Source organism: Streptomyces tremellae (assembly GCF_039540215.1).
Lineage (GTDB): Bacteria > Actinomycetota > Actinomycetes > Streptomycetales > Streptomycetaceae > Streptomyces > Streptomyces tremellae.
On record NZ_BAABEP010000058.1, the window covers coordinates 15,164 to 38,254 of the forward strand.

The 23,091-nt window shown below is 70.2% G+C and carries 20 protein-coding genes; 3 read left to right on the top strand and 17 right to left on the bottom strand.

All coding sequences use genetic code 11. From position 1 onward, the window contains the following. Nucleotides 1-2 precede the first annotated feature (2 nt). The 11 genes from nuoK to ABEA77_RS27770 are packed head-to-tail and all read right to left on the bottom strand — an operon-like array spanning nt 3 to nt 11,174. Nucleotides 3-302 carry an NADH-quinone oxidoreductase subunit NuoK gene (nuoK, locus tag ABEA77_RS27720; protein ID WP_030904048.1) on the bottom strand — a complete coding sequence of 100 codons (300 nt, stop codon included), beginning with the start codon at nt 300-302 and terminating at the stop codon, nt 3-5. Further along, complete coding sequence (locus ABEA77_RS27725; protein WP_345653249.1) at nt 299-1,228, bottom strand: NADH-quinone oxidoreductase subunit J; 930 nt, start codon at nt 1,226-1,228, stop codon at nt 299-301. The genes nuoK and ABEA77_RS27725 overlap by 4 nt, the downstream gene beginning before the upstream one ends. Continuing rightward, the gene (gene nuoI, locus ABEA77_RS27730) at nt 1,225-1,845 is read right to left on the bottom strand and encodes an NADH-quinone oxidoreductase subunit NuoI (protein WP_345653302.1); all 621 of its coding nucleotides are present in this window, start codon (nt 1,843-1,845) and stop codon (nt 1,225-1,227) included. The genes ABEA77_RS27725 and nuoI overlap by 4 nt, the downstream gene beginning before the upstream one ends. 49 nt (nt 1,846-1,894) lie before the next feature. After that, nucleotides 1,895-3,253, bottom strand: coding sequence for an NADH-quinone oxidoreductase subunit NuoH (gene nuoH, locus ABEA77_RS27735; protein WP_345653252.1), 1,359 nt, complete (start codon nt 3,251-3,253; stop codon nt 1,895-1,897). Beyond that, entirely contained in the window at nt 3,250-5,766 is a 2,517-nt protein-coding gene (locus ABEA77_RS27740; RefSeq protein WP_345653255.1) for an NADH-quinone oxidoreductase subunit G, read from the bottom strand. The genes nuoH and ABEA77_RS27740 overlap by 4 nt, the downstream gene beginning before the upstream one ends. Further along, entirely contained in the window at nt 5,763-7,139 is a 1,377-nt protein-coding gene (nuoF, locus tag ABEA77_RS27745; protein WP_345653258.1) for an NADH-quinone oxidoreductase subunit NuoF, read from the bottom strand. Before nuoF ends, ABEA77_RS27740 begins: the two co-directional genes overlap by 4 nt. Further along, on the bottom strand, nt 7,136-8,044 hold the full coding sequence (gene nuoE / locus ABEA77_RS27750; RefSeq protein WP_345653305.1) for an NADH-quinone oxidoreductase subunit NuoE: 909 nt from the start codon (nt 8,042-8,044) through the stop codon (nt 7,136-7,138). The genes nuoF and nuoE overlap by 4 nt, the downstream gene beginning before the upstream one ends. 32 nt (nt 8,045-8,076) lie before the next feature. Then, nucleotides 8,077-9,411: an NADH-quinone oxidoreductase subunit D gene (locus ABEA77_RS27755; RefSeq protein WP_345653261.1), complete on the bottom strand. Its 1,335-nt coding sequence runs from the start codon at nt 9,409-9,411 to the stop codon at nt 8,077-8,079. Then, entirely contained in the window at nt 9,411-10,241 is an 831-nt protein-coding gene (locus ABEA77_RS27760) for an NADH-quinone oxidoreductase subunit C (protein WP_345653264.1), read from the bottom strand. Before ABEA77_RS27760 ends, ABEA77_RS27755 begins: the two co-directional genes overlap by 1 nt. Next, nucleotides 10,238-10,792, bottom strand: coding sequence for a NuoB/complex I 20 kDa subunit family protein (locus tag ABEA77_RS27765; RefSeq protein WP_345653267.1), 555 nt, complete (start codon nt 10,790-10,792; stop codon nt 10,238-10,240). Before ABEA77_RS27765 ends, ABEA77_RS27760 begins: the two co-directional genes overlap by 4 nt. A 22-nt stretch (nt 10,793-10,814) precedes the next feature. Further along, nucleotides 10,815-11,174 (bottom strand): NADH-quinone oxidoreductase subunit A, encoded by a 360-nt coding sequence (locus tag ABEA77_RS27770; protein ID WP_345653308.1) that lies wholly within the window; start codon nt 11,172-11,174, stop codon nt 10,815-10,817. 978 nt (nt 11,175-12,152) lie between these two features. Here ABEA77_RS27770 and ABEA77_RS27775 point away from each other — a divergent pair. Further along, nucleotides 12,153-12,986 carry a C40 family peptidase gene (locus tag ABEA77_RS27775; RefSeq protein WP_345653270.1) on the top strand — a complete coding sequence of 278 codons (834 nt, stop codon included), beginning with the start codon at nt 12,153-12,155 and terminating at the stop codon, nt 12,984-12,986. 21 nt (nt 12,987-13,007) lie between these two features. Here the strand turns inward: ABEA77_RS27775 and ABEA77_RS27780 are convergent, their stop codons facing one another. From ABEA77_RS27780 to ABEA77_RS27800, 5 genes are all read right to left on the bottom strand, one after another. Then, the gene (locus ABEA77_RS27780; RefSeq protein WP_345653273.1) at nt 13,008-14,078 is read right to left on the bottom strand and encodes a formylglycine-generating enzyme family protein; all 1,071 of its coding nucleotides are present in this window, start codon (nt 14,076-14,078) and stop codon (nt 13,008-13,010) included. Beyond that, complete coding sequence (locus ABEA77_RS27785; protein WP_345653276.1) at nt 14,075-14,758, bottom strand: GTP cyclohydrolase II; 684 nt, start codon at nt 14,756-14,758, stop codon at nt 14,075-14,077. The genes ABEA77_RS27780 and ABEA77_RS27785 overlap by 4 nt, the downstream gene beginning before the upstream one ends. Further along, complete coding sequence (locus tag ABEA77_RS27790; RefSeq protein ID WP_345653278.1) at nt 14,755-16,608, bottom strand: WD40 repeat domain-containing protein; 1,854 nt, start codon at nt 16,606-16,608, stop codon at nt 14,755-14,757. Before ABEA77_RS27790 ends, ABEA77_RS27785 begins: the two co-directional genes overlap by 4 nt. Before the next feature lie 94 nt (nt 16,609-16,702). Then, nucleotides 16,703-17,977 (bottom strand): MFS transporter, encoded by a 1,275-nt coding sequence (locus ABEA77_RS27795; protein WP_345653281.1) that lies wholly within the window; start codon nt 17,975-17,977, stop codon nt 16,703-16,705. Continuing rightward, nucleotides 17,974-19,872 (bottom strand): WD40 repeat domain-containing protein, encoded by a 1,899-nt coding sequence (locus tag ABEA77_RS27800; protein WP_345653284.1) that lies wholly within the window; start codon nt 19,870-19,872, stop codon nt 17,974-17,976. The genes ABEA77_RS27795 and ABEA77_RS27800 overlap by 4 nt, the downstream gene beginning before the upstream one ends. A gap of 552 nt (nt 19,873-20,424) precedes the next feature. Between ABEA77_RS27800 and ABEA77_RS27805 the strand changes: the two genes are divergently transcribed. Together ABEA77_RS27805 and ABEA77_RS27810 are read left to right on the top strand one after the other, a co-directional pair. Further along, the gene (locus ABEA77_RS27805; protein ID WP_345653287.1) at nt 20,425-21,201 is read left to right on the top strand and encodes a flavin reductase family protein; all 777 of its coding nucleotides are present in this window, start codon (nt 20,425-20,427) and stop codon (nt 21,199-21,201) included. Between the two features lie 50 nt (nt 21,202-21,251). Continuing rightward, nucleotides 21,252-22,055: a carbon-nitrogen hydrolase family protein gene (locus ABEA77_RS27810; protein WP_345653290.1), complete on the top strand. Its 804-nt coding sequence runs from the start codon at nt 21,252-21,254 to the stop codon at nt 22,053-22,055. A 26-nt stretch (nt 22,056-22,081) separates the two neighbouring features. On the opposite strand, the gene ABEA77_RS27815 is transcribed toward ABEA77_RS27810, so the two are convergent. Next, nucleotides 22,082-22,882 (bottom strand): SAM-dependent methyltransferase, encoded by an 801-nt coding sequence (locus tag ABEA77_RS27815; protein ID WP_345653293.1) that lies wholly within the window; start codon nt 22,880-22,882, stop codon nt 22,082-22,084. Nucleotides 22,883-23,091: the final 209 nt, after the last annotated feature.

Genomic DNA, 23,091 nt, shown 5'->3' on the forward strand with positions numbered 1-23,091 from the left:
CCTCAGAGCTTCATCAGGCTGGCGTCGTCGACCGAGGCCGAGTGGCGGGCGCGGAACATCGACACGATGATGGCGAGGCCGACGACGACCTCCGCCGCGGCCACGACCATCGTGAAGAACGCGATGATCTGGCCGTCCAGATTGCCGTGCAGCCGGGAGAACGCGACGAACGCGAGATTGCAGGCGTTGAGCATCAGCTCGACGCACATGAACACCACGATCGCGTTGCGCCGGATCAGCACCCCGGCCGCGCCGATCGTGAACAGCAGCGACGCCAGATAGAGGTAGTAGACCGGATTCATCGCGTGACCCCCTGCGTCTCGTCGCGTCCTTCGCGCTCCGGGTGCGGGTCCGTGCCGTCCCCGCCGCCGGAGCCTTCGCCGGCCGTCCCGCGGGCGCCCGTGCCCTCGCCGCGCGCGCGGCCGAGCCGGGTCTCGGAGCGCTGCTCCAGCGCCTTCAGGTCGGCGATCGCCTCCTGCGACACGTCCCTGATCTGGCCCCGGCCCTTGAGCGTCTGGTTGACCGTGAGGTCCGAGGGCGTCCCGTCAGGCAGCAGGCCCGCGATGTCCACGGCGTTGTGCCGGGCGTACACACCGGGGGCGGGCAGCGGCGGCAGCTGCGCCCCGCGGCGGACCCGCTCCTCGGACTGCTCGCGCTGCGTCTTCGCCCGCTCCACCCGCTCGCGGTGCGTGAGCACCATCGCGCCGACCGCCGCGGTGATCAGCAGCGCGCCGGTGAGCTCGAAGGCGAACACGTACTTGGTGAAGATCAGCGCGGCCAGGCCCTGCGGGTTGCCCGCGGCGTTGGCACGGGACAGGCCGTTCCACGAGCGCAGCGAGGCGTTGGCGATGCCCGCGATCAGCAGGACGCCGAAGCCGACCCCGCACAGCGCGGCCAGCCGGCGCTGCCCCTTGATGGTCTCCTTCAGGGAGTCCGCCGCGGTGACGCCGACGAGCATCACCACGAAGAGGAACAGCATCATGATCGCGCCCGTGTAGACGACGATCTGCACGATGCCCAGGAAGTAGGCGCCGTTGGCCAGGTAGAACACCGCGAGGATGATCATCGTGCCGGCCAGGCACAGGGCGCTGTGCACCGCCCTGCGCATCAGCACCGTGCACAGCGCGCCGATGACCGCGACGACGCCGAGGACCCAGAACTGCACGGCCTCGCCCGTCGAGGTCTGGTACGCCGCGGCCAGCGCGGTCAGGTCTGCCGGGGAGCTCATCCGCCGATCACCTTCTTCGACGCGGGCTCGTCCTCGCCGAAGTCGGACGCGCCCTCCTGCGGGTGCTCGCCCTTGGTGAAGGCGACCTGCCGGACCGTGCCGGGCGCCGCCTCGGTGACCCTGCCCCGGTAGTAGTCCTGCTCGTCGGTGCCCGGGTAGATGGCGTGCGGCGAGTCGACCATGCCGTCCTCAAGGCCCGCGAGCAGCTGGTCCTTGGTGTAGATCAGGCTCTCCCTCGACGAGTCGGCGAGCTCGAACTCGTTGGTCATGGTGAGCGCGCGGGTGGGGCACGCCTCGATGCACAGCCCGCACAGGATGCAGCGCGCGTAGTTGATCTGATACACGCGGCCGTAGCGCTCACCGGGCGAATACCGCTCCTCGTCGGTGTTGTCCGCGCCCTCCACATAGATCGCGTCGGCCGGGCAGGCCCAGGCGCACAGCTCGCACCCGACGCACTTCTCCAGGCCGTCCGGATGGCGGTTGAGCTGGTGGCGGCCGTGGAAGCGCGGTGCCGTCACCTTCTCCTGCTCCGGGTACTGCTCGGTGAGCCGCCGCTTGAACATCGCGGAGAAGGTCACCCCGAACCCGGCCACCGGGTTCTTCGGCAGCGGGGGCACACCCCCCGCCGCGCTCCCGCCGCGCTCGCCCCCTGCGGGGCCGCTGCTCTCAGACACCGCTCTCCTCCTTTCCGTCGCTCTCTGCCTGCTTGGACACGCCTGGCGCGACAAGCTCACGCTCGCGCCGCGATCGCCTGCGCTGAACGGGTGGCAGCGTCTGCCCCGGCAGCGGCGGCACCGGGAAGCCGCCCGCCATCGGGTCGAACTCCGGCGGCCCCGCGTCCTCGTCGGCCCGCGCGTCCCGGCCCCTGAACAGGTCGGCGACGAAGGACACCAGCAGGATCGCGACCACCGCGGCCGCCACGTACAGGAGGATCGTCGTGAAGTCGTAGTGCCGGTTCTGGAGCGCCCGCACCGTCGCCACGAGCATCAGCCAGACCACCGAGACCGGGATCAGCACCTTCCAGCCCAGCTTCATCAGCTGGTCGTAACGGACCCTGGGCAGCGTGCCCCGCAGCCAGATGAAGAAGAACAGCAGCAGCTGCACCTTGACGACGAACCAGAGAATGGGCCACCAGCCGTGGTTGGCGCCCTCCCAGAACGTCGAGACCGGCCAGGGCGCCCGCCACCCGCCGAGGAAGAGGGTCGCCGACACGGCGGAGACCGTCACCATGTTCACGTACTCGGCGAGCATGAACATCGCGAACTTGATGGACGAGTACTCGGTGTTGAAGCCGCCGACCAGGTCGCCCTCGGACTCCGGCATGTCGAACGGCGCGCGGTTGGTCTCGCCGACCATCGTGACGATGTAGATGAGGAAGGAGACCGGCAGCAGGACGATGAACCAGCGGTCGTGCTGGGCGTCCACGATCGCCGACGTCGACATCGACCCGGAGTAGAGGAACACCGAGGCGAACGCGGCGCCCATGGCGATCTCGTACGAGATCATCTGCGCGCACGAGCGCAGGCCGCCGAGGAGCGGGTACGTCGAGCCCGACGACCAGCCGGCGAGCACGATGCCGTAGATGCCGACCGACGCGCAGGCCAGGATGTACAGCATCGCGATCGGCAGGTCGGTGAGCTGCATCGTGGTCCGCGTGCCGAAGATCGAGATCTCGTCGCCCGCGGGGCCGAACGGGATCACCGCGATCGCCATGAAGGCGGGCACCGCCCCGACGACCGGCGCCAGCACGTAGACGAACTTGTCGGCGCGCTTGACGACCACGTCCTCCTTCAGCATCAGCTTGATGCCGTCCGCGAGGGACTGGAGCATGCCCCAGGGGCCGTGCCTGTTGGGGCCGATGCGCCGCTGCATCCAGGCGACGACCTTCCGCTCCCAGACGATCGCGACGAGCACCGTCACCATCAGGAAGGCGAAGCAGAACACCGCCTTGACGACGACGAGCCACCACGGGTCCGTGCCGAACACCGACAGGTCCTCAGCGGCCAGGGCCGTGGTCGGGGTCATCGCCGCGCCTCCGGGGTCTCGCTGGACTCTGGCCCGGCGGCGGCTCCCCGGCCGCCGTCCGGGGGCCCGGCCGCGATCGCGACCGGCGTGCCGGGCAGCGCGCCCGTCGTCTCCCGCGTGCTGTTCAGCGGCAGCCACACCACCCGGTCGGGCAGGCCGGGCGTGATGTCGAGGGGCAGCGTCACCGTGCCGCCGGGCCCGGTCACCGCGAGCGGCGCGCCGGGCGCGACCCCGGCCTCCGCGGCGGTCGCGGACGACAGCCGGGCGACGGCCGCGTGCCGGGTGCCGGCCAGCGCCTCGTCGCCCTCCTGGAGCACGCCCCGGTCGAGCAGCAGCCGGTGGCCGGCGAGCACCGCCTCGCCCGCGGCGGGCCGCGGCAGCGGCTTCGCCGGCTCGAACGGCGGCGTCGAGCGCGGGCCCGTCCACGTGCCGAGCGCGTCGATCTCCCGCCGTACGGAGGCGAGGTCGGGCAGCCCGAACGGCACGTCCAACGCGTCCGCGAGCATGTGCAGCACCCGCGCGTCGGGCGGCGCGAGCCGCCGCGTCATCTGCTCCGGCTTCAGCGCGGCCTCGAACGGCCTGACCCTGCCCTCCCAGTTGAGGAAGGCGCCCGCCTTCTCAGCCACCGCCGCGACCGGGAAGACCACGTCCGCACGGTCCGTGACCTCGCTCGGCCGCAGCTCGCACGAGACGACGAAAGCGGCGCGGTCCAGCGCGCGCCGCGCCAGCTCCGGGTCCGGCAGGTCCGCCACGCCCACGCCCGCGACGACCAGCGCGCGCAGCTCGCCCGCCGCCGCGGCCTCGACGATCTGCGCGGTGTCCCGGCCGTAGTGGTGCGGCAGTTCGCGTACGCCCCAGGCGGCCGCGGTCTCCTCGCGGGCCCGCTGGTCCGTCGCGGGCCTGCCGCCCGGCAGCAGCGAGGGCAGGGCGCCCGCCTCGACGGCGCCGCGCTCCCCCGCCCTGCGCGGGATCCACACCAGCCGGGCGCCGGTCGCAGCCGCCGCCCTGTTGGCCGCGGTCAGCGCGCCGGGGACCGCGGCGAGCCGCTCGCCCACCGCGATCACCGCGCCGTCCTCGCGCAGCGCCTCGGCGGCCACGGCCGCGTCGCCCTCGACTCCGGTGCCCGAGGCGAGCGCGTCCAGCCACTCCGGCTCGGTGCCGGGCGCCGCGGGCAGCAGCGTGCCGCCCGCCTTGACCAGCCCGCGCGTGGCGAACGGCGCGATGGCGTACGTGCGCTGCCCGCGCTTGCGCCACGCCTTGCGCAGCCGCAGGAAGACGCCCGGCGCCTCCTCCTCCGCCTCAAGTCCCGCGAGCAGCACGGCGGGTGCGGCCTCAAGCGAGCGGTAGGTGACCGCCGCGGGGCGCCCCGCCACGTGCCAGGCGAGGAAGTCGGCCTCCTCCGCGCTGTGCGCGCGCGCCCGGAAGTCGATGTCGTTCGTGCCGAGGGCGACCCTGGCGAACTTGGCGTAGGCGTACGCGTCCTCGACCGTGAGCCGCCCGCCCGTGAGGACCCCCGCGCGGCCGCGGGCCGCCGCGAGGCCGCGGGCCGCCGCGTCCAGCGCCTCGGGCCAGCTCGCCGGTTCGAGCTCGCCCGCGTCGTTGCGGACGAGCGGGGTGGTGAGCCGGTCGGTGGCCTGCGCGTAGCGGAAAGCGAAGCGGCCCTTGTCGCACAGCCACTCCTCGTTGACCTCGGGGTCGTTGCCCGCGAGGCGCCGCATCACCTTGCCGCGCCGGTGGTCGGTGCGGGTCGCGCAGCCGCCCGCGCAGTGCTCGCACACGCTCGGCGACGACACCAGGTCGAACGGCCGGGAGCGGAAGCGGTACGCCGCCGACGTCAGCGCGCCCACCGGGCAGATCTGGATGGTGTTGCCGGAGAAGTACGACTCGAACGGGTCGCCCTCGCCCGTGCCGACCTGCTGGAGCGCGCCGCGCTCGATCAGGTCGATCATCGGGTCGCCCGCGATCTGCTCGGAGAAGCGGGTGCACCGCGCGCAGAGCACACACCGCTCCCGGTCGAGCAGCACCTGCGAGGAGATCGGCACCGGCTTGGCGTAGGTGCGCTTGCCGCCTTCGAACCGGGTGTCGGGGTCGCCGACCTGCATGGCCTGGTTCTGCAGCGGGCACTCGCCGCCCTTGTCGCAGACCGGGCAGTCGAGCGGGTGGTTGATGAGCAGCAGCTCCATCACGCCGCGCTGCGCCTTCTCCGCGACGGGCGACGACAGCTGCGACTTGACGGCCATGCCCTCGGTGCAGGTGATGGTGCAGGACGCCATCGGCTTGCGCTGCCCCTCGACCTCCACGATGCACTGGCGGCAGGCGCCCGCCGGGTCGAGCAGCGGATGGTCGCAGAAGCGCGGGATCTCGATGCCGAGCATCTCCGCCGCCCTGATCACGAGGGTCCCCTTGGGGACGGAGATCGGGATGCCGTCGATGGTCAGCGAGACCAGGTCCTCCGGCACGGGGGCCGGCTCGCCCGACCCGCCGGAGGAGGGGGCGCTTGTGGTCACTGTCATGCGTTCACCTCCAGGTTTCCGGTCGTGCCCGACGGCCCGTCGGCCCACGCGGTGGACCGCGCGGGGTCGAAGGGACAGCCCTTGTCCGTGATGTGCTGCTCGTACTCGGCGCGGAAGTACTTCAGCGACGAGAAGATCGGCGACGCGGCGCCGTCTCCCAGGGCGCAGAACGACTTGCCGTTGATGTTGTCCGCGATGTCCGCGAGCTTGTCGAGGTCGGCAGGGGTCCCGCCGCCGTTTTCAATGGACCGCAGCAGCTGGACCAGCCAGTACGTCCCCTCCCTGCACGGCGTGCACTTGCCGCAGGACTCGTGCGCGTAGAACTCGGTCCAGCGGGTCACGGCCCGCACCACACAGGTCGTCTCGTCGAAGCACTGGAGCGCCTTGGTGCCGAGCATCGAGCCGGCCGCGCCGACGCCCTCGTAGTCGAGCGGCACGTCCAGGTGCTCGTCCGTCAGCAGCGGGGTCGAGGAGCCGCCCGGCGTCCAGAACTTGAGCCGGTGCCCGGCGCGGATGCCGCCGCTCATGTCGAGCAGCTGCCGCAGCGTGATGCCGAGCGGGCCCTCGTACTGGCCGGGGTTGGTGACGTGGCCGCTCAGCGAGTAGAGCGTGAAGCCGGGCGACTTCTCGCTGCCCATCGAGCGGAACCACTCCTTGCCCCGCTGGATGATCGAGGGCACCGACGCGATCGACTCGACGTTGTTGACGACGGTCGGGCAGGCGTAGAGGCCGGCGACCGCGGGGAACGGCGGCCGCAGCCGCGGCTGGCCGCGCCGCCCTTCCAGCGAGTCGAGCAGCGCGGTCTCCTCGCCGCAGATGTACGCGCCGGCGCCCGCGTGCACGACGACGTCGAGGTCGAGGCCGCTGCCGAGGATGTTCGTGCCGAGGTAGCCGGCCTCTCGCGCCTCGCGGACCGCCTCGTGCAGCCGCCGCAGCACCGGCACGGCCTCGCCGCGCAGGTAGATGAAGGCGGTCGAGGCGCGGATCGCGTAGCAGGCGATGACGATGCCCTCGATCAGCGCGTGCGGGTTGGCGAAGAGGAGCGGGATGTCCTTGCAGGTGCCCGGCTCCGACTCGTCGGCGTTGACGACGAGGTAGTGCGGCTTGCCGTCGCCCTGCGGGATGAACTGCCACTTCATGCCGGTCGGGAAGCCCGCGCCGCCGCGGCCGCGCAGACCCGAGTCCTTCACGTACGCGATGAGGTCGTCGGGCTCCATCGCGAGCGCCTTCTTCAGGCCCTCGTAGCCGTCGTGCCGCAGGTACGTGGCGAGCGTCCACGACTCGGGCTGGTCCCAGAACGCGGAGAGCACGGGCGCCAGGATGCGGTCGGGGCTTGTGCCGTTGTCGTCGTCGCGCTCGGTCGCCAACGTCATCGCTCCCCCTCGTCGGTGTCGGGGCCATCGGTATCGGCGGCGCCGCCTGTGCCGCCGCCGACCGGGCCCGCCGGGTGCTGCGGGTCGGACTCGGCGGTGGGCTGCGGAGTTTCGGGTGGTCCGAAAGGACTCGTTGAGGGGTGGGGGTCGGGCGACGGGCGGGAGTGCGAGCTGGGGTGCTGCGAGCCGGGCTGCGGCGCCTCCTCGGGGCGGGCGCCGTCGCGCGGCCGTACGACCCGGCCGGGGGCCTCGCCCTTGGCGAGGCGGAGCCCGGTCAGCGAGGCGTGGCCCGCGCCGCCGCCCGCGGCGACCGCGCCCTCGCGGGTGTCGGGGAACCCGGCGAGGATCCGCGACGTCTCCTGGTACGTGCAGAGCGGGGCGCCCCTGGTGGGCTCGACGGGGCGTCCCGCCCGCAGGTCGTCCACGAGCCGCTTGGCGGACTCGGGGTCCTGGTTGTCGAAGAACTCCCAGTTGACCATCACCACGGGCGCGTAGTCGCAGGCCGCGTTGCACTCGATGTGCTCCAGCGTGACCTTGCCGTCCGGGGTGGTCTCGTCGTTGCCGACGCCGAGGTGCGCCTTCAGCTCGTCGAAGATGGCGTCGCCGCCCATCACCGCGCAGAGCGTGTTGGTGCAGACCCCGACCTGGTAGTCGCCGGACGGCTTGCGCCGGTACATGGTGTAGAAGGTCGCGACGGCCGTGACCTCGGCCGTGGTCAGCCCCAGCAGCTCGGCGCAGAAGGCCATGCCCGTGCGGGACACGTACCCCTCCTCCGCCTGCACCAGGTGCAGCAGCGGCAGCAGGGCGGAACGGGCGCCGGGATAGCGCGCGATGACCTCGCGCGCGTCTGCTTCGAGGCGCTCGCGCACCTCGGCAGGGTAGGCGGGGGCAGGCGGCTGCGGCATGCCGAGCGGGACGGGGCTTGGCGGTGTGGTCGTCACCGGTCGACGCCTCCCATCACGGGGTCGATGGACGCGACGGCGACGATGACGTCGGCGACCTGGCCGCCCTCGCACATCGCCGCCATGGCCTGGAGATTGGTGAAGGACGGGTCCCTGAAGTGGACCCGGAACGGGCGCGTGCCCCCGTCCGATACGACGTGCGCGCCGAGTTCGCCCTTGGGCGACTCGACCGCCGCGTACGCCTGTCCCGGCGGGACGCGGAAGCCCTCGGTCACCAGCTTGAAGTGGTGGATGAGGGCCTCCATGGAGGTGCCCATGATCTTCTTGATGTGGTCGAGCGAGTTGCCGAGGCCGTCGGGTCCGAGCGCGAGCTGCGCGGGCCAGGCGATCTTCTTGTCCGCGACCATCACGGGTCCCGGCGCGAGCCGGTCGAGGCACTGCTCGACGATGTTCAGCGACTGCCGCATCTCCTCCAGCCTGATCAGGAAGCGGCCGTAGGCGTCGCAGCTCTCGGTGGTCGGCACGGTGAAGTCGTACGTCTCGTAGCCGCAGTACGGGTCGGACTTGCGCAGGTCGTGCGGGAGGCCCGCGGAGCGCAGGATCGGTCCTGTCGCGCCGAGCGCCATGCAGCCGGTGAGGTCGAGGTAGCCGACGTCCCGCATGCGGCCCTTGAAGATCGGGTTGCCGGTGGCGAGTTTGTCGTACTCCGGGAGGTTCCCCCGCAGCTTGGCGACGAGTTCGCGCAGGTGGTCGACGGCGCCGGGTGGCAGGTCCTGGGCGAGGCCGCCGGGCCTGATGTACGCGTGGTTCATGCGCAGGCCGGTGATCAGCTCGTACGCGTCGAGGATCAGTTCGCGGTCCCTGAACCCGTAGATCATGATCGTCGTGGCGCCGAGCTCCATGCCGCCCGTGGCGAGCGCCACGAGGTGCGAGGAGAGGCGGTTGAGCTCCATCAGCAGGACCCGGACGACGCTGGCGCGCTCGGGGATGTCGTCCGTGATGCCGAGGAGCCGCTCCACGCCGAGGCAGTACGCCGTCTCGTTGAAGAAGGACGTCAGGTAGTCCATGCGCGTGACGAACGTGGTGCCCTGCGTCCAGGTGCGGTATTCAAGGTTCTTCTCGATGCCGGTGTGCAGGTAGCCGATGCCGCAGCGCGCCTCGGTGACCGTCTCGCCGTCGATCTCCAGGATCAGCCGCAGCACGCCGTGCGTGGAAGGGTGCTGCGGGCCCATGTTGACGACGATGCGCTCGTCGTCGGCGCGGGCCGCGGACTGTACGACCTCGTCCCAGTCGCCGCCGGTGACCGTGTAGACGGTTCCCTCGGTGGTCTCGCGCGCGCTCGCGGTGGCGTGCGTGTCTGAGGTGGACATCAGGTGTACGACCTCCGCTGGTCCGGAGCCGGGATCTGGGCGCCCTTGTACTCGACGGCGATGCCGCCGAGCGGGTAGTCCTTGCGCTGCGGGAAGCCCTGCCAGTCGTCCGGCATCATGATCCGGGTCAGGGCCGGGTGGCCGTCGAAGACGAGGCCGAAGAAGTCGTAGGTCTCGCGCTCGTGCCAGTCGTTGGTGGGATAGACCTCGACCAGGGACGGCACGTGCGGATCGGCGTCGGGCGCCGAGACCTCCAGGCGGATCAGCCGGCCGTGGGTGATCGAGCGCAGGTGGTAGACGGCGTGCAGCTCGCGGCCCTTGTCGTGCGGGTAGTGCACGCCGGAGACGCCCGTGCACAGCTCGAAGCGGAGCGCGGGGTCGTCGCGCAGCGTGCGGGCGACGCGTGGCAGGTGCTCGCGGGCGATGTGGAAGGTGAGTTCGCCGCGGTCGACGACGGTCTTCTCGATCGCGTTCTCCGGGAGCAGGTCCTGTTCCTCCAGGGCGCCTTCGAGTTCGTCGGCGATCTCGTCGAACACGCCCTCCTCGCCCGGCGCGGTACGGGGACCGCCGTACGGGCGGGACGCGGGGCCCGGCAGGGCGACGGTGCGCACGAGCCCGCCGTAGCCGGAGGTGTCGCCGCCGTTCTGCGCGCCGAACATGCCGCGGCGGACGCCGATGACCTCGCCCGCGGCGTCGCGGGCGGCGGGGACGGGGCCGTGGCCGTGGCCGTCGGCGCCCGCGTCGCCGTTGTGCTGTGCGCCGTTGCTGCCGTTTTTGTTGCTGCCGTTGGCGTTCGCGCCGTTGCCGCCGGGCGGCTCCTGGCCGCTCATCGCAGCAGTCCCTTCATCTCGATCATGGGCAGTGCCTTCAGCGCCGCCTCCTCCGCCTCCCGTGCGGCCTCGCGCGCGTCGACGCCGAGCTTGGAGGTCTGGATCTTGTGGTGGAGCTTGAGGATCGCGTCCATCAGCATCTCGGGGCGCGGCGGGCAGCCTGGCAGGTAGATGTCGACCGGCACGACGTGGTCGACGCCCTGCACGACGGCGTAGTTGTTGAACATGCCGCCGGACGAGGCGCACACGCCCATGGAGATGACCCACTTGGGGTTCGGCATCTGGTCGTAGACCTGCCGCAGCACGGGCGCCATCTTCTGGCTCACGCGGCCCGCGACGATCATCAGGTCGGCCTGGCGCGGCGATCCGCGGAAGACCTCCATGCCGAACCGCGCGAGGTCGTAGCGGCCCGCGCCCGTCGTCATCATCTCGATGGCGCAGCAGGCGAGGCCGAACGTGGCGGGGAACACGGAGGACTTCCGCACCCAGCCCGCGGCCTGCTCGACGGTCGACAGGAGGAAACCGCTCGGCAGTTTCTCTTCGAGTCCCATTGGTTCCAGCCCCTCTGAGCCTCTAGTCCCATTCCAGGCCGCCGCGGCGCCAGACGTAGGCGTACGCGACGAAGACGGTGAGCACGAAGAGGAGCATCTCCACGAGCCCGAAGATCCCCAGGGAGTCGAAGGTGACGGCCCAGGGGTAAAGGAAGACGATCTCGATGTCGAAGACGATGAAAAGCATCGCCGTCAGGTAGTACTTGATCGGGAAGCGGCCGCCGCCGGCCGGCGTCGGAGTGGGTTCGATACCGCACTCGTACGCTTCAAGTTTGGCCCGGTTGTACCGTTTTGGGCCCACAAGCGTGGCCATGACCACGGAGAAGATCGCAAACCCGGCCCCCAGGGCGCCGAGCACGAGGATGGGCGCGTAGGTGTTCACGCTCACCAGCTCCTTCCAGTCGTCGTTGACCGTCTGACCGATGGACCGCACCGGGCGTGAGTGAGCCGCCACCGTCGGGGACGTTTCGGGCGAACCCCGAAGATCACCCCCATGTGAGGCAGTTCACAAGCCCGACTGACGGGCATCTTATGCCCGCCGGGCTGTGATCTGCGACACGGGGTACCGGGCGGTCTTTGTGATCTCCACCACCTGAGGAACGATCAGATCGTCAGACGGGGCGAGTTGTCTCGACGGACCGGAGCGCGGCAATCACCTGGCGTGACAGAAAAGGCCGTTGCTCCTGGTCAGAGCCGGATGCGCATTATCAGGAGTTGCCCAGTCCACGCAAATTAGCGCTGGAACACCTTTGGGTGATAAGGGACTTCGCCGCCTTCGCGGGCGTCCACCCGAACGGGCGGCCCCGCGCGGCCGGAGCCCGGAGGCGTCCCGCGCAACCGGCGGACCTCCCGCCGCGTCCCCTCAACCGCAGGGGCGCCGCCGCCCCTGCGCGCGGCGGCGCTTGTGTACGCGGTCACGCGGGCCCGTACGTTCACTCCCGCCGGGCGGCGGGTACGAGCCCCGTACGCGCACAGCGCACCACGGGGCGCCCCGGCCCAGACCCCCTCGCGGTCGCCATGGACCCGCCCGCGACGTAGGCCCGTCCTACTCCTCCGCCCGGGTCGCGGCCAGCGGGGCGACAGCCGATCCACAGAACGTGACACTCCTGTGACCTGCGCCACGGGCGTCAGGGGGCGAAAGAAAGCTGGCTTGGCCACGCATCCAAGGGATGGTAGGCCAGGGGCAATTCGGACCTTTAGCTGAAACGCAGAGATCACGGCCATGATCTCGACTGCCCGATTCGCCCGTTACGGCGTCAATAAAGGGGCCGAACAACCGGATTCGTAGCTTCCGTACATAACTGTGGCGCAACCCACGCTGCTTGACGTCAACCGGCCGCCCCGGATACCGGTTGTTCCCATGCCCCACACCGCTCCCATACGAACCCACCGGAAACCCCGCCGGAACGCACCGAAGACGGTGCTCCGCGCTGGAGTTGCCGGCGGCGTCCTCAGCACCATCGCGGTTGCCGGTGCTGCCGGAACGGCGAACGCCGAGCCGGTGACCGAGACCATCGAGATGCCGACTCTCTCCGCGGACCTGACCACCACGGTCGCCCAGTCCGCCCAGGCCACTCAGCAGATCGCCCTGACGATGCAGACGCGTGCGCAGCTGCAGAGCCAGGAGGACGCCGCGGTCAAGGACGCAGCGACCGCAGCGAAGAAGGCCAAGTCCAAGGCGGAGGCCGCGGCCAAGGCCAGGGCCGAGGCGAAGCGGAAGGCCCAGGAGGAGGCACGCGCCAAGGCGGCGGCCGCCGCCCGCGCCTCCCGCTCGACCGTCCGCACCGAGCTCGCCTCGTCCTCCACCCCGAGCACGTCGGTCTCCACGTCGACCGCGACGGGTTCCGCCGCGTCGATCGTCGCCTTCGTGCAGGCCCATATCGGCGACGCGTACGTGATGGGCTCCACAGGGCCCAACGCCTTCGACTGCTCCGGCCTCGTGCAGGCCGCCTACCGCACGGTCGGCGTCGACCTGCCGCGCGTCTCGCAGTCCCAGTCGACCGCGGGCACCCAGGTCTCCCTCAGCAGCGTCCAGCCCGGCGACATCCTGTACTGGGGCAGCGCGGGCAGCGCCTACCACGTGGCGATCTACGTGGGCGACGGCAAGTTCGTCGGCGCGCAGAACCCGAGCAGCGGCGTGGTCGAGCACGACATGAGCTACGACCAGCCCACGGGCGCCGTACGCGTCCTCTGACCCACGCCCTACCCGCACACCTCACCCCGAGTGGGGCCGCGCCGTCTCGCGCGGCCCCACTCGGCGTGCCGCGACACGATCCCGCGCGAGAACAGGACGTCCGCGACGACCCTGGGCCGAGGGGCCCGGTCGTTCGCTCGTCGCCAGGCGGAAGCCCACCGGGTACAACGGCCCGGGGAAGGCGCCGTGTCTGCGGCGGGTCCGGGTGAGATCCCCGAACCGTGAGAAGCTGCCGCCCCTGGCCACCCGGTAGTCGCCCATGGTCTCCACCAGGTGGTCCTCCACCAGAGTGCCGCCGGGGTAGGGGACGTAGTCGTCGGCGACGTACTCCTCCACGTTCCCGCCCATGTCCAGCACCCCGAAGGGAGAGCGGCCGGCCGGAAACGCGCCGACGGGGCTGGTGGTGTGGATCCCGGTCTCGCGCGTGTTGGCCAGCCGGGCGTCGAAGACCTCACCCCAGGGAAAGGCCCTTCCCTCCGAGCCCTTGGCGGCGTACTCCCACTCGGCTTCGGCCGGCAGCCGCCAGGGGTGGCCCGTGCGCTCCGTCAGCCAGACGGCATAGGCGTCGGCCGACTCGGGCCTGACACCGGCCACGGGATGGTTGGCCCGCTCGTGCGGGTAGGCACCGAGGTACCACGTCGCGGGACGGTCCTCGTGACCGCTGTCGGCGAGGAACTCCCGGTATTCCACGTTGGTGACCGGATAGGTGGCCATCCAGAAGTCGTTGAGCCGTGACGTGTGGACCGGGGTCTCCTTCTCGATCCAGCTCGACACGACGCCGACATGCTGCCAGGCGGCGACGACCTCCGGTACCGCGTCCGCGGGTAGTCCGATCTCCACGTGGCCGCCCGGCACGAAGCAGGTCGCAGGGAGGAGACCGATCCGCGGATCGCCCAGCAGCGCGAGGATTCCGCCCGCAGTGAGCCGCTCCGCCAGCGAGGCCCGCGGGTCCTCCACGAGAGCGGCCAACCGGACACGGTCCGTACCGCCGAGCGCCGGCTGCGAGGTGCCGGTGATGTCGGTGACGGCCGGGTCAGCCAGCCGGGCGTGTTCCCGGAAGTGCGGGGAGAGGGGGACGTCTTCCAGTCTCATGCAGACCTCTGGGTGGCCGAAGCGCCGTGCAGGCCGGTGGTCTTGTCGAGGTCGAGGGTATGGCCGCCGTACGCTGCCTTGGCCTGGAGATAACGGGCGTTGTCCGCTGTGAGGTGGACCCTGGTCGGAATGGCCTCCCGGACGGTGATGCCGTGCCGCCGCAGCTGCCGCACCTTGTCGGGGTTGTTCGTCAGCACACGGATCTGCTCCAGCCCCAGGGCCTGGAGCATTGCGGCCGCAGAAGTGTAGTCGCGCTCGTCTTCGCCCCTCCCCAGCAGCCTGTTGGCTTCGAACGTGTCGTTGCCGCGGTCTTGCAGGACGTAGGCATCGAGCTTGTTGTAGAGCCCGATCCCCCTCCCCTCCTGGCGTAGATACAGCAGCACGCCGCCCTCGACAGCCATCCGGCGCAGCGCCTCGTCCAGTTGCGGACCGCAGTCGCAGCGGGTCGAACCGAAGATGTCACCGGTCAGGCACTCGCTGTGCAGCCGGACCAGCGGTACGGGCGCCTGCGCCGCCGACGGCGGCGGCGGAACGACGAGGGCGACGTGCTCCCCGCCGTCGGGAATGCCGGTGAAGGTCACCAACTGCACGGCGACACCGCCGAACCGCTCCAGGGCGACGGTGACCCGCGCCCTGACGGCCACGGCGGCCGTGGGCACGGTCTCGCGGTAGGTGCTCATGCCGTCACCCTGTCGTCGAAGCAGGAGGCGCTCTCCATCAGGCTGATGACATCCCAGGTCCTGTGCACCTCGACCGTGCCGTCCGGGGCCAGGCCGGCGATCAGGACCCGCCCGTCCCAGCCGGCGACGGCCACCCGGGTGGCGTCCAAGGCGAGCATGCAGGACACCCCCTGGGTGAACTCGGCCACCGTCGTTCCCGAGGTGAGCGTCCGGGCACCCGCGCTCCAGTCCACATTCCAGGCGTAGAGGCCGAAGTCGTAGGAACCAGCCAGCACCACGGGCGACTCGGGGGAGCCGAGGAGCGCTACGCACTTGACCGATTCGTCAGGACCCAACAGGGTCTGCACCTGTCGCACCTCACCGGGTGTGGCGCCGAGTCGGCCCACCTTGACCGTGTGGTCGCGGGAGGCGCTCGCGGCGACTTCGCCGTCGAGTACCGCCACGGCGTTGACGAGGTTCCCGTGCTGCCACAGGGTGTGGCGGTCGTCGAGGGATCCGGCGGCGACGGTCCGGTCAGTAGCCGCGGAGAAGAACCCTCCGGAGCCGGGAGCCAACGACTTCACCGACCCGGCATGCGGGGTGCGGCGGCCCACGATCTCCAGTGACCGGGGATCGAGCGCGACGATCTCCCCGTTGTAGGTACCTCCCATGACGCGGCCTCCCGCGAGGCACAGAGACGGGACCGGAGCGCCCACCTGGCTGCTCTCCCGGGTGCGTCCGGCCTCGTGGCGGACGATGTGGCCCGCGTATGTGCCGGCGTAGAGGATGTCCCCGTGCGCCGCGAGCGACAGGATGGGGCCGTCTGCGACGTCGAGGACGCGTGGCGCGCCGGTCGCCACACCGTCGAGACCGATGGCGAGGACACGGCCCGAGTCGCACCCTACGAACAGTTCCCTGCCGTTGCTGGCGAAGGCGTTGGGGCCGTGCGTGGGCGTGCTCGGGCCGCTGATCTCCTTGGCCGAGGCGAGGTCGAAGACATGAGGGCCGCTCCAGAAGCTGCCGACCACCGCCACTCCCCGGGCGACGGCGACCGACCGGGGCCAGATGCGGGGGTCGTGGACACGGTGCAGCAGGGCGCCGTTCGCCTCGTAGAAGCACAGTGAACCGTCGTAGGCGCCGACCACGAAGGTGTTGTCGTCCTCGGCCCACGCCACCGAGCGCGCGGCCGACCGGGACACCTGGATCGCGCGCAGAGGCTGCAGGGCGGAGGTGAGCAGCTCGACCACTCCGTCATCGCGTGCAATGGCCAGAGTCCCACCGGAGTGCGACCACGCGCATCCTTCCACCGAGGACTCGTAGTGCCTGACCACCGGAGCGTGGTCCGTCCCTGGCGCGCTCACGGCGACCATGCCGTCCTCACCCACGGTGGCCACCAGCCCTTGAGGGCTGACGGACACCATCATGCAGTGGGCGGTGTGCGAACCGACCTCGCCGAACAGCCTGCCGTCGAGTGCGTCCCAGAGAGTGGCGCGGCCGTCCTCCGAGACGGCTATGAGGCGCCGACCGTCCGGCATCCAGGCCACCGAGTTGATGTCGTCGGTGTGGCGGGCCAGCACGTTGAGCAGTTCGGCCCGGCCCTCATCGGGTACTCGCCAGACACCCACGGTCTTGTCGGCCGACGCCGTCGCCAGAAGCTCGGGCTCCACAGGGTTCCACGCCGAGGAGTTGACCAGTCTGCGATGTCTGAAGCGCACGGTCTGCCGCGGTTGCCCCGGATCGGTCATGTCCCAGATCAGCACTGTTCCGTCGTAGGAACAGCTCGCCAGCCGGCGGCCCTCCTTTCCGAAGGCCACATGAGTCACGGGTGCACTCTGGCCGGTTCGACGGGTCGGCAGGTTGATCGTACGCATGGCGGTTTCCTTGCTGCGTAGGCTGCGCCACCGAGGAGCAGCAGGTGGGTGTCGGCTTCCTCGTGTGCACCCGGGACCCGTTGGACGAAAGTGGTCAGGAAGCTGCTGTCACCACGTCCGCAGGCTCGTCGGCCTGGTCGTTCCAGTGCCGCCAGAAGTAGCCGAGGCAGATGAGGGCGAGGCCGGCGAAGGCACCGAGAAAGAGAAGGACCCCGTCGCTGCCCCAGGCGTCCTGCACTGCCGGGGTGACGAGCGGTGCCACGAAGAGCGGGATTCCACTGAGCAGGTTGAACAGGCCCTCGGCTCGTCCCAGGACCTCCGTGGGGAGGTACTTGACGATGATCATCGCGCAGACGGCCGTCATGGCCGAGCGCATCGTGAAGAAGCAGACCATGCAGAGCACGAACACCGGCACCGAGGGAACAAGCATGACGAACAGTGCCGCGGTCATGACGAGAACGGCGCCGGCCAGCACGGTACGTGGCCGCGCCCTGGCCCGGGCCGCGATGTAGACGCTGCCGGCCAGGGCACCGATGTTGGCCAGCGCCTGGGCCACGCTCACCCCGCTCGCCGAGACTGCCAACTGGCTGCGCAGGTACCAGATCATGAAGGAGAGCACGCCCACTCCGCTGACGAACTGCAGCGGCAGGGAGGTGATCTGGACGTACATGACGCGCTTCTCGCTCCTGATGATGCGCCAGCCGTCGATGAGGTCGCGACTCAGGCCGGGGCGGCGCTCCGTCTGGACGCGCCTCTCCTTGGCCGGCGGGTGCACTCCGAGCGCCCACACCGCGATGGGTGCGAGGAACGTGGCCGCGTTGAACCACAGGAGGCCCAGATATCCGACGATTCCGACGCCCACGGCCACGATGAGCGGCCCGACGATGTTGGACGTGACGAAGAGGCTGCTCAGAACGGCACGGGAACGGGCGGCGTTCTTCGGGAACATGCCCTTCACGCCGGCGATCCATCCGCTTCTGTACATCTCGCCGCCCAGCTGGACCACCGTCGCCAGCGGGAAGAGCACCGCGTTGGACGTGTGACCGCCCAGTGCGAACAGGTTCAGGGACACCGCTCCCCCGAGCTGCACGAGCAGTCCGGGAACCACGAAGACCCGTGAGCCCCACCGGTCGACGATCGCGCCAAGCCAGGGGCTGATCAGCAGGATGGCGGGCGCGATGGCCGCCATCAACGACATGGTGGTGAGCGAGCCGGTCAGGTCGTACACGTACAAGGGGAGACCTACTTTGTAGGCGGCCTCTCCGAGGTTGTTGATGAAATTACCGGTGGCGAAAATGCGGAAACGGCGGTCGCGCCATGGCGCGAGCTCCGGCTCGTGCACTGGTGTGGAGGACTCTGTCTGGCTCATTGCTGCTCACTGTAGGACGCAGCGGACAAGCTGTAACGTGTCGCGCGGCGGGGCAGCCAGCGGTCTTCGAGCTTGGCGAAGGTGCCCTCCGCCGCCGGCTTGTCCATCCTGTACAAGGAGAGCAGGCCGGTGCGGCAGCCGGCGAGCAGATGCGGCGCGCCGTCGGAGCCGCGGACGATGCTCAGGGCCTTGGGGTAGTCGGGCAGGTCCTCCATGAAGCCGAGGAACTCGTCGCCCTCGTAGGCGTAGGCCGCGATCTGCATGCCGTAGGAGCTGGCGCACACTACTCCGTCGCTGATGGTGGCGTTCTCCGCCGTGTTCGACAGGAGGTCGCCCCACCGGCGCGTCTCTCCCCGGCCGATCTCGATCTCCTTCAGGCCACCGTCGCCGACGACGTAGAGCAGGCCGTCCTGCGCCCACATCCGCTTCGGGTACTCGCCCTGGTCGAGGCGCCACCGGGGTTCGTCGGCCTCCTCGCCGAAGACGGCGATGACGCCGTTACGGGTGGCCAGGACCCGCTCCCCTGTGGGCAGATAGCAGCCGGTCCACACCGGAAGGCCGTCGACCTGGAGGGTCGTGCGCTCCGCGCCCGTGGGGGCGTCGAGCTCCAACGCGCCGGCGTTCGTCGCGATCAGCACACGTGCCCTGTCGGGCGAGGCGGCGACGGTGTGCGGAAGACCGGGCAGGGAGCGCGTCCACTGTCGTTCGCCGCCCCGCGCCATCCGGAATACCTGACGGTCCCGGGTGATACCGACCCACCCTCCGTCAACGGGGGCGATGCGCCTGGTGAAGCCGTGTCCCGTCTGGTGGTCCTCGACCACGGCCAGCGTGGGCCCGCTCGCCCGTTGGCGGACTTCGGCGACGGCGACGCCCGAGTCCGTGGCGCAGTACAGGACCGCGGGGTCTTCAAGGGACTGCTGGATGTCCCAAACGGCCTGGCGTTTGAAACCGAGCCCCCGGACGAAGTCACCGTCACCGGTCAGCCGGACGATCTCGCCGTCCTGGCACAGTACGTAGACATCGCCGGCCGGGCTGACCGTGATGTCGCTGAGCTGATGAGAGAAACCACTGATCGTGCGGTCGATGCGCAATTCTCGGGAAGAGTTGTCGAAGATATGCAGCTCGGAGTCGAATCCGCCCGAGTACGCCTTCGAGTAATCGGGCGAGAAAATAACGAACTCGACATCGTCGCGAGCAAAGAGCGCCTCGGCCTCTTTCTCGCCGTTCATGGAGACGACGACCACACCGTTTGCGATGTCGGCCGTCTCTCCTTCCCCGAAGTCCTGTGTGCACCAGAAACGGTCGTGGCGCGCGTCGTACCGAACCCGGTGAATATTCCCATCGTCGAGTTTTACATGGTCCGAGAACTCCATCGTCTCGAAACTTCCGAACCGAAGATTCCCGTTCTTGTCCGATATGGCGTGACGGTGCGAGTGGTCCGTGGAGGCCCATTCCATGGGGCTTTCCCCGCACATGTTGTCACGGATCTCGATCACCTCGAAGGTTTCGAGGTCCAGCACCAGCATCTGCACATGATATCCACTGGTCACAAATACCCTGCCACCCCAGATGCCAATTCCCCGCGAACTGACCGGCGAGGGCTCCTCGCCTTCGATCAGTTTGGCCGGATCGCAGACCGTGGCGGGGTCGAGCCGGTTGACCAGGTCCAGGGTATCGAGCGACCAGCGCAGCACGGCACCCATGCGGTCCTTGCCGATGACCCAGCCGTCCGCGACAGCCAGCCCGTAGAGGGGCCGCCCGTTGGGCACGCGGGGAGAGGAGCGGACGACATTGAGGTCGTCGTCGAGGAGGTGGACACGCCCGAACGAGTCCGAGGCAATCAGCCCCACGCCCCCGACATAAAGAATTCTGATGACACGGTCGGTAAGTTCCACGGGACACCTCTACTCGGCGGGCAATCCGACTGGCATCGAGGAGGCCGACCAATGCGCAGCCGGCCTCCCAGACCGCCACGAGGACGGATGGTCAGTGACGTCGATCCGTCACTTGTTGATGCGCACGTTACGGCGAACCGGCTTCTTCATTTGCGAACACCCCCATCCAATTCATCGCGGACTCAACCGCCTTGACTGGAACGAGTGGGAGTACATCAACCTTCACCCTGCGCAGCAACCCGATTACGATGTGACATGATTCACAACACGAAACCCAAGATTCGTGTAAAGTTTTCGACCCACAGGGGGATACACGTGACGGAATATCGCGTTCTTGCGAAATGTCCACTTCATGCCGGTGGTGCCGACCCGCGAAATCGACATGGGGCCGGGTGAGCACCGGAGTCACCGGAGACCGACGCGGAACGAGTCCAACGGGCCCGTGAACGCACCGGAAGTCCGTGCACCGTGAAGTGTCGCCCCTGCTCAGTCGGGTGAATTCGACTATTATGCCGTCCCCTGTGAATGTGGCCCGACCAGAAGGGAGCACTGGTGTCACACGAGTTGCCCGGTCAGCTGTGGAAGAGTCTGACCAGCACCATCGGACTGGTTTCTGTACGGACCGGCGACAGAGTCAATGTGATGTCCGCCGAGTGGTCGTACTTCGTGAACAAGGACCCTCTCTACGTGGCGGTGGTGCTCGGGCCGTCCTCCGACACCAGGAGGCTGCTCACCGCGGGAGACCAGTTCAGCGTCACCTTCTGCTCCGAGGACCAGGCGGAACTGGCCGACTTCGCCGGCAGCTTCTCCACCACGGACATCGACAAGACCACCAGCGAGCTCGTCACGTTCGGAGAACCGGAAGTGACCGACACGCCCTGGGTGAAGGGCGGGCTGCTGGCCCTGGAGTGCGAGCTGCGTGACATCGTGCCCTTCCCGGTCCACCAGATGTTCGTGGGCGAGGCCGTGGCCGCGCACGTACCGCCGACCAGCGGGCCGCCCCTGGTGAAACACGGCCCCATGTACACCCTGGGCGCGCCGGTGCAGCGGACGGCGGTGGTGGCCGCGGCCCAGTACATCGACGACGAGACCATCCGGGTCGCAGCCACCGGGCCGGCGGCCGAAGTGGACGAGTGGCGCATCACGCTCACCGGCCGCGACGGCGAGGACGTCGACCTGGGCACCCATCCTTCGGCCGAGTACGGGGACTTCCTGGCCGACCTCAGCCTGCCGCAGTCGGCCAGGTCTCACGACGGTGCCCGTGTCAGGGTGGAGCGCCCCGGGGCCAAGCCCGGATTCGCGCGGCTCGCGCCCCGGCGGCCGGCGTGAACCCACCGGCGGGCACTGCCCGACCGACCGGACCGCTGTCTGTCGCCGCGGTGCAGGCCAGGGCAGTACCGGGCGACATCGCGGCGAACAGCCTGTCGGCCGCCCGGCAGACCGACCGCGCGGCGTCGGACGGCGCGCGGGTCGTGGTGCTGCCCGAGCTCCATCTGCCGGGCTACGACCTGGCCACCCTCGCGGCGGACCCGCGGGCCCAGATCCCGGTCGACGACCCCGAGTCGGTGACGGATCCCCGTCTCGACCCCCTGCGGGCCTCGGCGCAGAGCACCGGAGCGACGGTCCTGGTGGGGGCGGCGCTCCGCGGCCCCCACGGCTCTCTGACCAACTCCCTGCTGGCCGTGAGGCCGACGGGCACGGTGTCCGCCGTCTACGACAAGCAGCACCTCTGGCACTCCGACGAGGCGGCCCTCTTCCGGGCCGGCCGGCACACCGGCGTGCTCGACGTCGACGGCTGGCGGCTCGGCCTGGCCATCTGCTACGACATGTCCTTCCCCGAACACGCTCGCGCCGCGGCTGTCGCCGGCGCGGACGCCTATGTCTGCGCCAGCGCCTTCGCCTCGGGGAACGAACACCGCGCACGCGTCTACCTGGCGGCTCGGGCCCTCGAGAACACCGTGTACAGCGTCTTCGTCAACCCGGTCGGCGGCCCGGCCGACCGTCCCTGCTCGGGAGCCAGCCTCCTGTACGGCCCGGACGGAACACTCCTGACGGAGGCGCAGACCGATAAGGAACAGGTGCTCACCGCGCGGTTCTCGTTCGACGCCATCGAGCGCGTACGCGGCTTCCTGCACATGTTGGAGGAACACCGGACGGCGGGGACGGCGGCCGTGGCGCCCTGATCCGCGGCCGGGGCCCCGGGCCTTCGTCAGCCGCGGACGAGGCCCACGCCCGCGTAGAGGTGGGTGTGGCCTGCGTCCGGGTCGGCGGTGTCGGGGTGCCAGAGGTGGGCTTCCACCAGGCCGGGGGGCACCAGGGTGAGGGACGTGAGGAAGGACTCGATCACGGCGCGGGGGCGGACGTTGGCGGCGATGCCCTCGTCGGCGTAGACGCGCTCCACCGCGCGCCAGGCGGCGGGGGCGAAGTCGTCGGTGACATGGCTGAAGATGACGCAGCTGCCGGGGGCGAGCGCCGCGAGGTAGCGGGAGACCACGTCGCGCACCTGGTCGTCGTCGGGGACGAACTGGAGGACGGAGCAGAGCATCAGGGCGACCGGGCGGTCGAGCGCGAGCGTGGCGCGGGCGATGGACAGGACCTCGTCGGGCCTGCGCAGGTCCGCGTCGGCGTAGTCCGTGGCGCCCTCGGGGCTGCTGTGCAGCAGCGCCTCCGCGTGGCGCAGCACGATGGGGTCGTTGTCGACGTACACGACGCGGGAGGACGGGCGGAAGGACTGCGCGATCTCGTGCGTGTTGGGCTCCTTGGGGACGCCCGCGCCGATGTCGAGGAACTGGTCCATGCCCAGCTCCTCGGCCGCGCAGCGCACCGCCCTGTCGTGGAAGCGGCGGGCGCCGGTGCCGATGCGCTGGATCGCGCCCTCGGTGTCGAACGCCTCCGCGAGGCGGGTGCCCGCGTCCTTGTCCACGCCGTAGTGGTCCTTGCCGCCGACGTAGAGGTCGTAGAGGCGGGCGGAGCTGGCCCTCGACGTGTCGACGCGCCGGTCGGGCTTCACGGGCGGCAGGCCGGGAGCCGGGGCCGGGGCTCCGGCGGGGTGGTGGCGTCCGGCGTGTCCGGCGTCTCTGGCATCGTGCTCCCGTTCGCTTCGACGTCGCGCGGAAATCGCTGCGGGGCCCCTCCCCGCAGGGCGGCGGCCGTGGGGCCGTCGACGCGGTCGCGGGCTCCCGCCGCGCCGCGGTCGGGACCGCGCCGCCCGCCCGCCGC

What these genes read in the sequence shown, in the direction of transcription:
- nuoK (WP_030904048.1), bottom strand. Translation starts at nt 302, where the DNA reads ATGAATCCGGTCTACTACCTCTATCTGGCGTCGCTGCTGTTCACGATC.
- ABEA77_RS27725 (WP_345653249.1), bottom strand. Translation starts at nt 1,228, where the DNA reads ATGAGCTCCCCGGCAGACCTGACCGCGCTGGCCGCGGCGTACCAGACC.
- nuoH (WP_345653252.1), bottom strand. Translation starts at nt 3,253, where the DNA reads ATGACCCCGACCACGGCCCTGGCCGCTGAGGACCTGTCGGTGTTCGGC.
- ABEA77_RS27740 (WP_345653255.1), bottom strand. Translation starts at nt 5,766, where the DNA reads ATGACAGTGACCACAAGCGCCCCCTCCTCCGGCGGGTCGGGCGAGCCG.
- nuoF (WP_345653258.1), bottom strand. Translation starts at nt 7,139, where the DNA reads ATGACGTTGGCGACCGAGCGCGACGACGACAACGGCACAAGCCCCGAC.
- nuoE (WP_345653305.1), bottom strand. Translation starts at nt 8,044, where the DNA reads ATGCCGCAGCCGCCTGCCCCCGCCTACCCTGCCGAGGTGCGCGAGCGC.
- ABEA77_RS27755 (WP_345653261.1), bottom strand. Translation starts at nt 9,411, where the DNA reads ATGTCCACCTCAGACACGCACGCCACCGCGAGCGCGCGCGAGACCACC.
- ABEA77_RS27760 (WP_345653264.1), bottom strand. Translation starts at nt 10,241, where the DNA reads ATGAGCGGCCAGGAGCCGCCCGGCGGCAACGGCGCGAACGCCAACGGC.
- ABEA77_RS27765 (WP_345653267.1), bottom strand. Translation starts at nt 10,792, where the DNA reads ATGGGACTCGAAGAGAAACTGCCGAGCGGTTTCCTCCTGTCGACCGTC.
- ABEA77_RS27775 (WP_345653270.1), top strand. Translation starts at nt 12,153, where the DNA reads ATGCCCCACACCGCTCCCATACGAACCCACCGGAAACCCCGCCGGAAC.
- ABEA77_RS27780 (WP_345653273.1), bottom strand. Translation starts at nt 14,078, where the DNA reads ATGAGACTGGAAGACGTCCCCCTCTCCCCGCACTTCCGGGAACACGCC.
- ABEA77_RS27785 (WP_345653276.1), bottom strand. Translation starts at nt 14,758, where the DNA reads ATGAGCACCTACCGCGAGACCGTGCCCACGGCCGCCGTGGCCGTCAGG.
- ABEA77_RS27790 (WP_345653278.1), bottom strand. Translation starts at nt 16,608, where the DNA reads ATGCGTACGATCAACCTGCCGACCCGTCGAACCGGCCAGAGTGCACCC.
- ABEA77_RS27795 (WP_345653281.1), bottom strand. Translation starts at nt 17,977, where the DNA reads ATGAGCCAGACAGAGTCCTCCACACCAGTGCACGAGCCGGAGCTCGCG.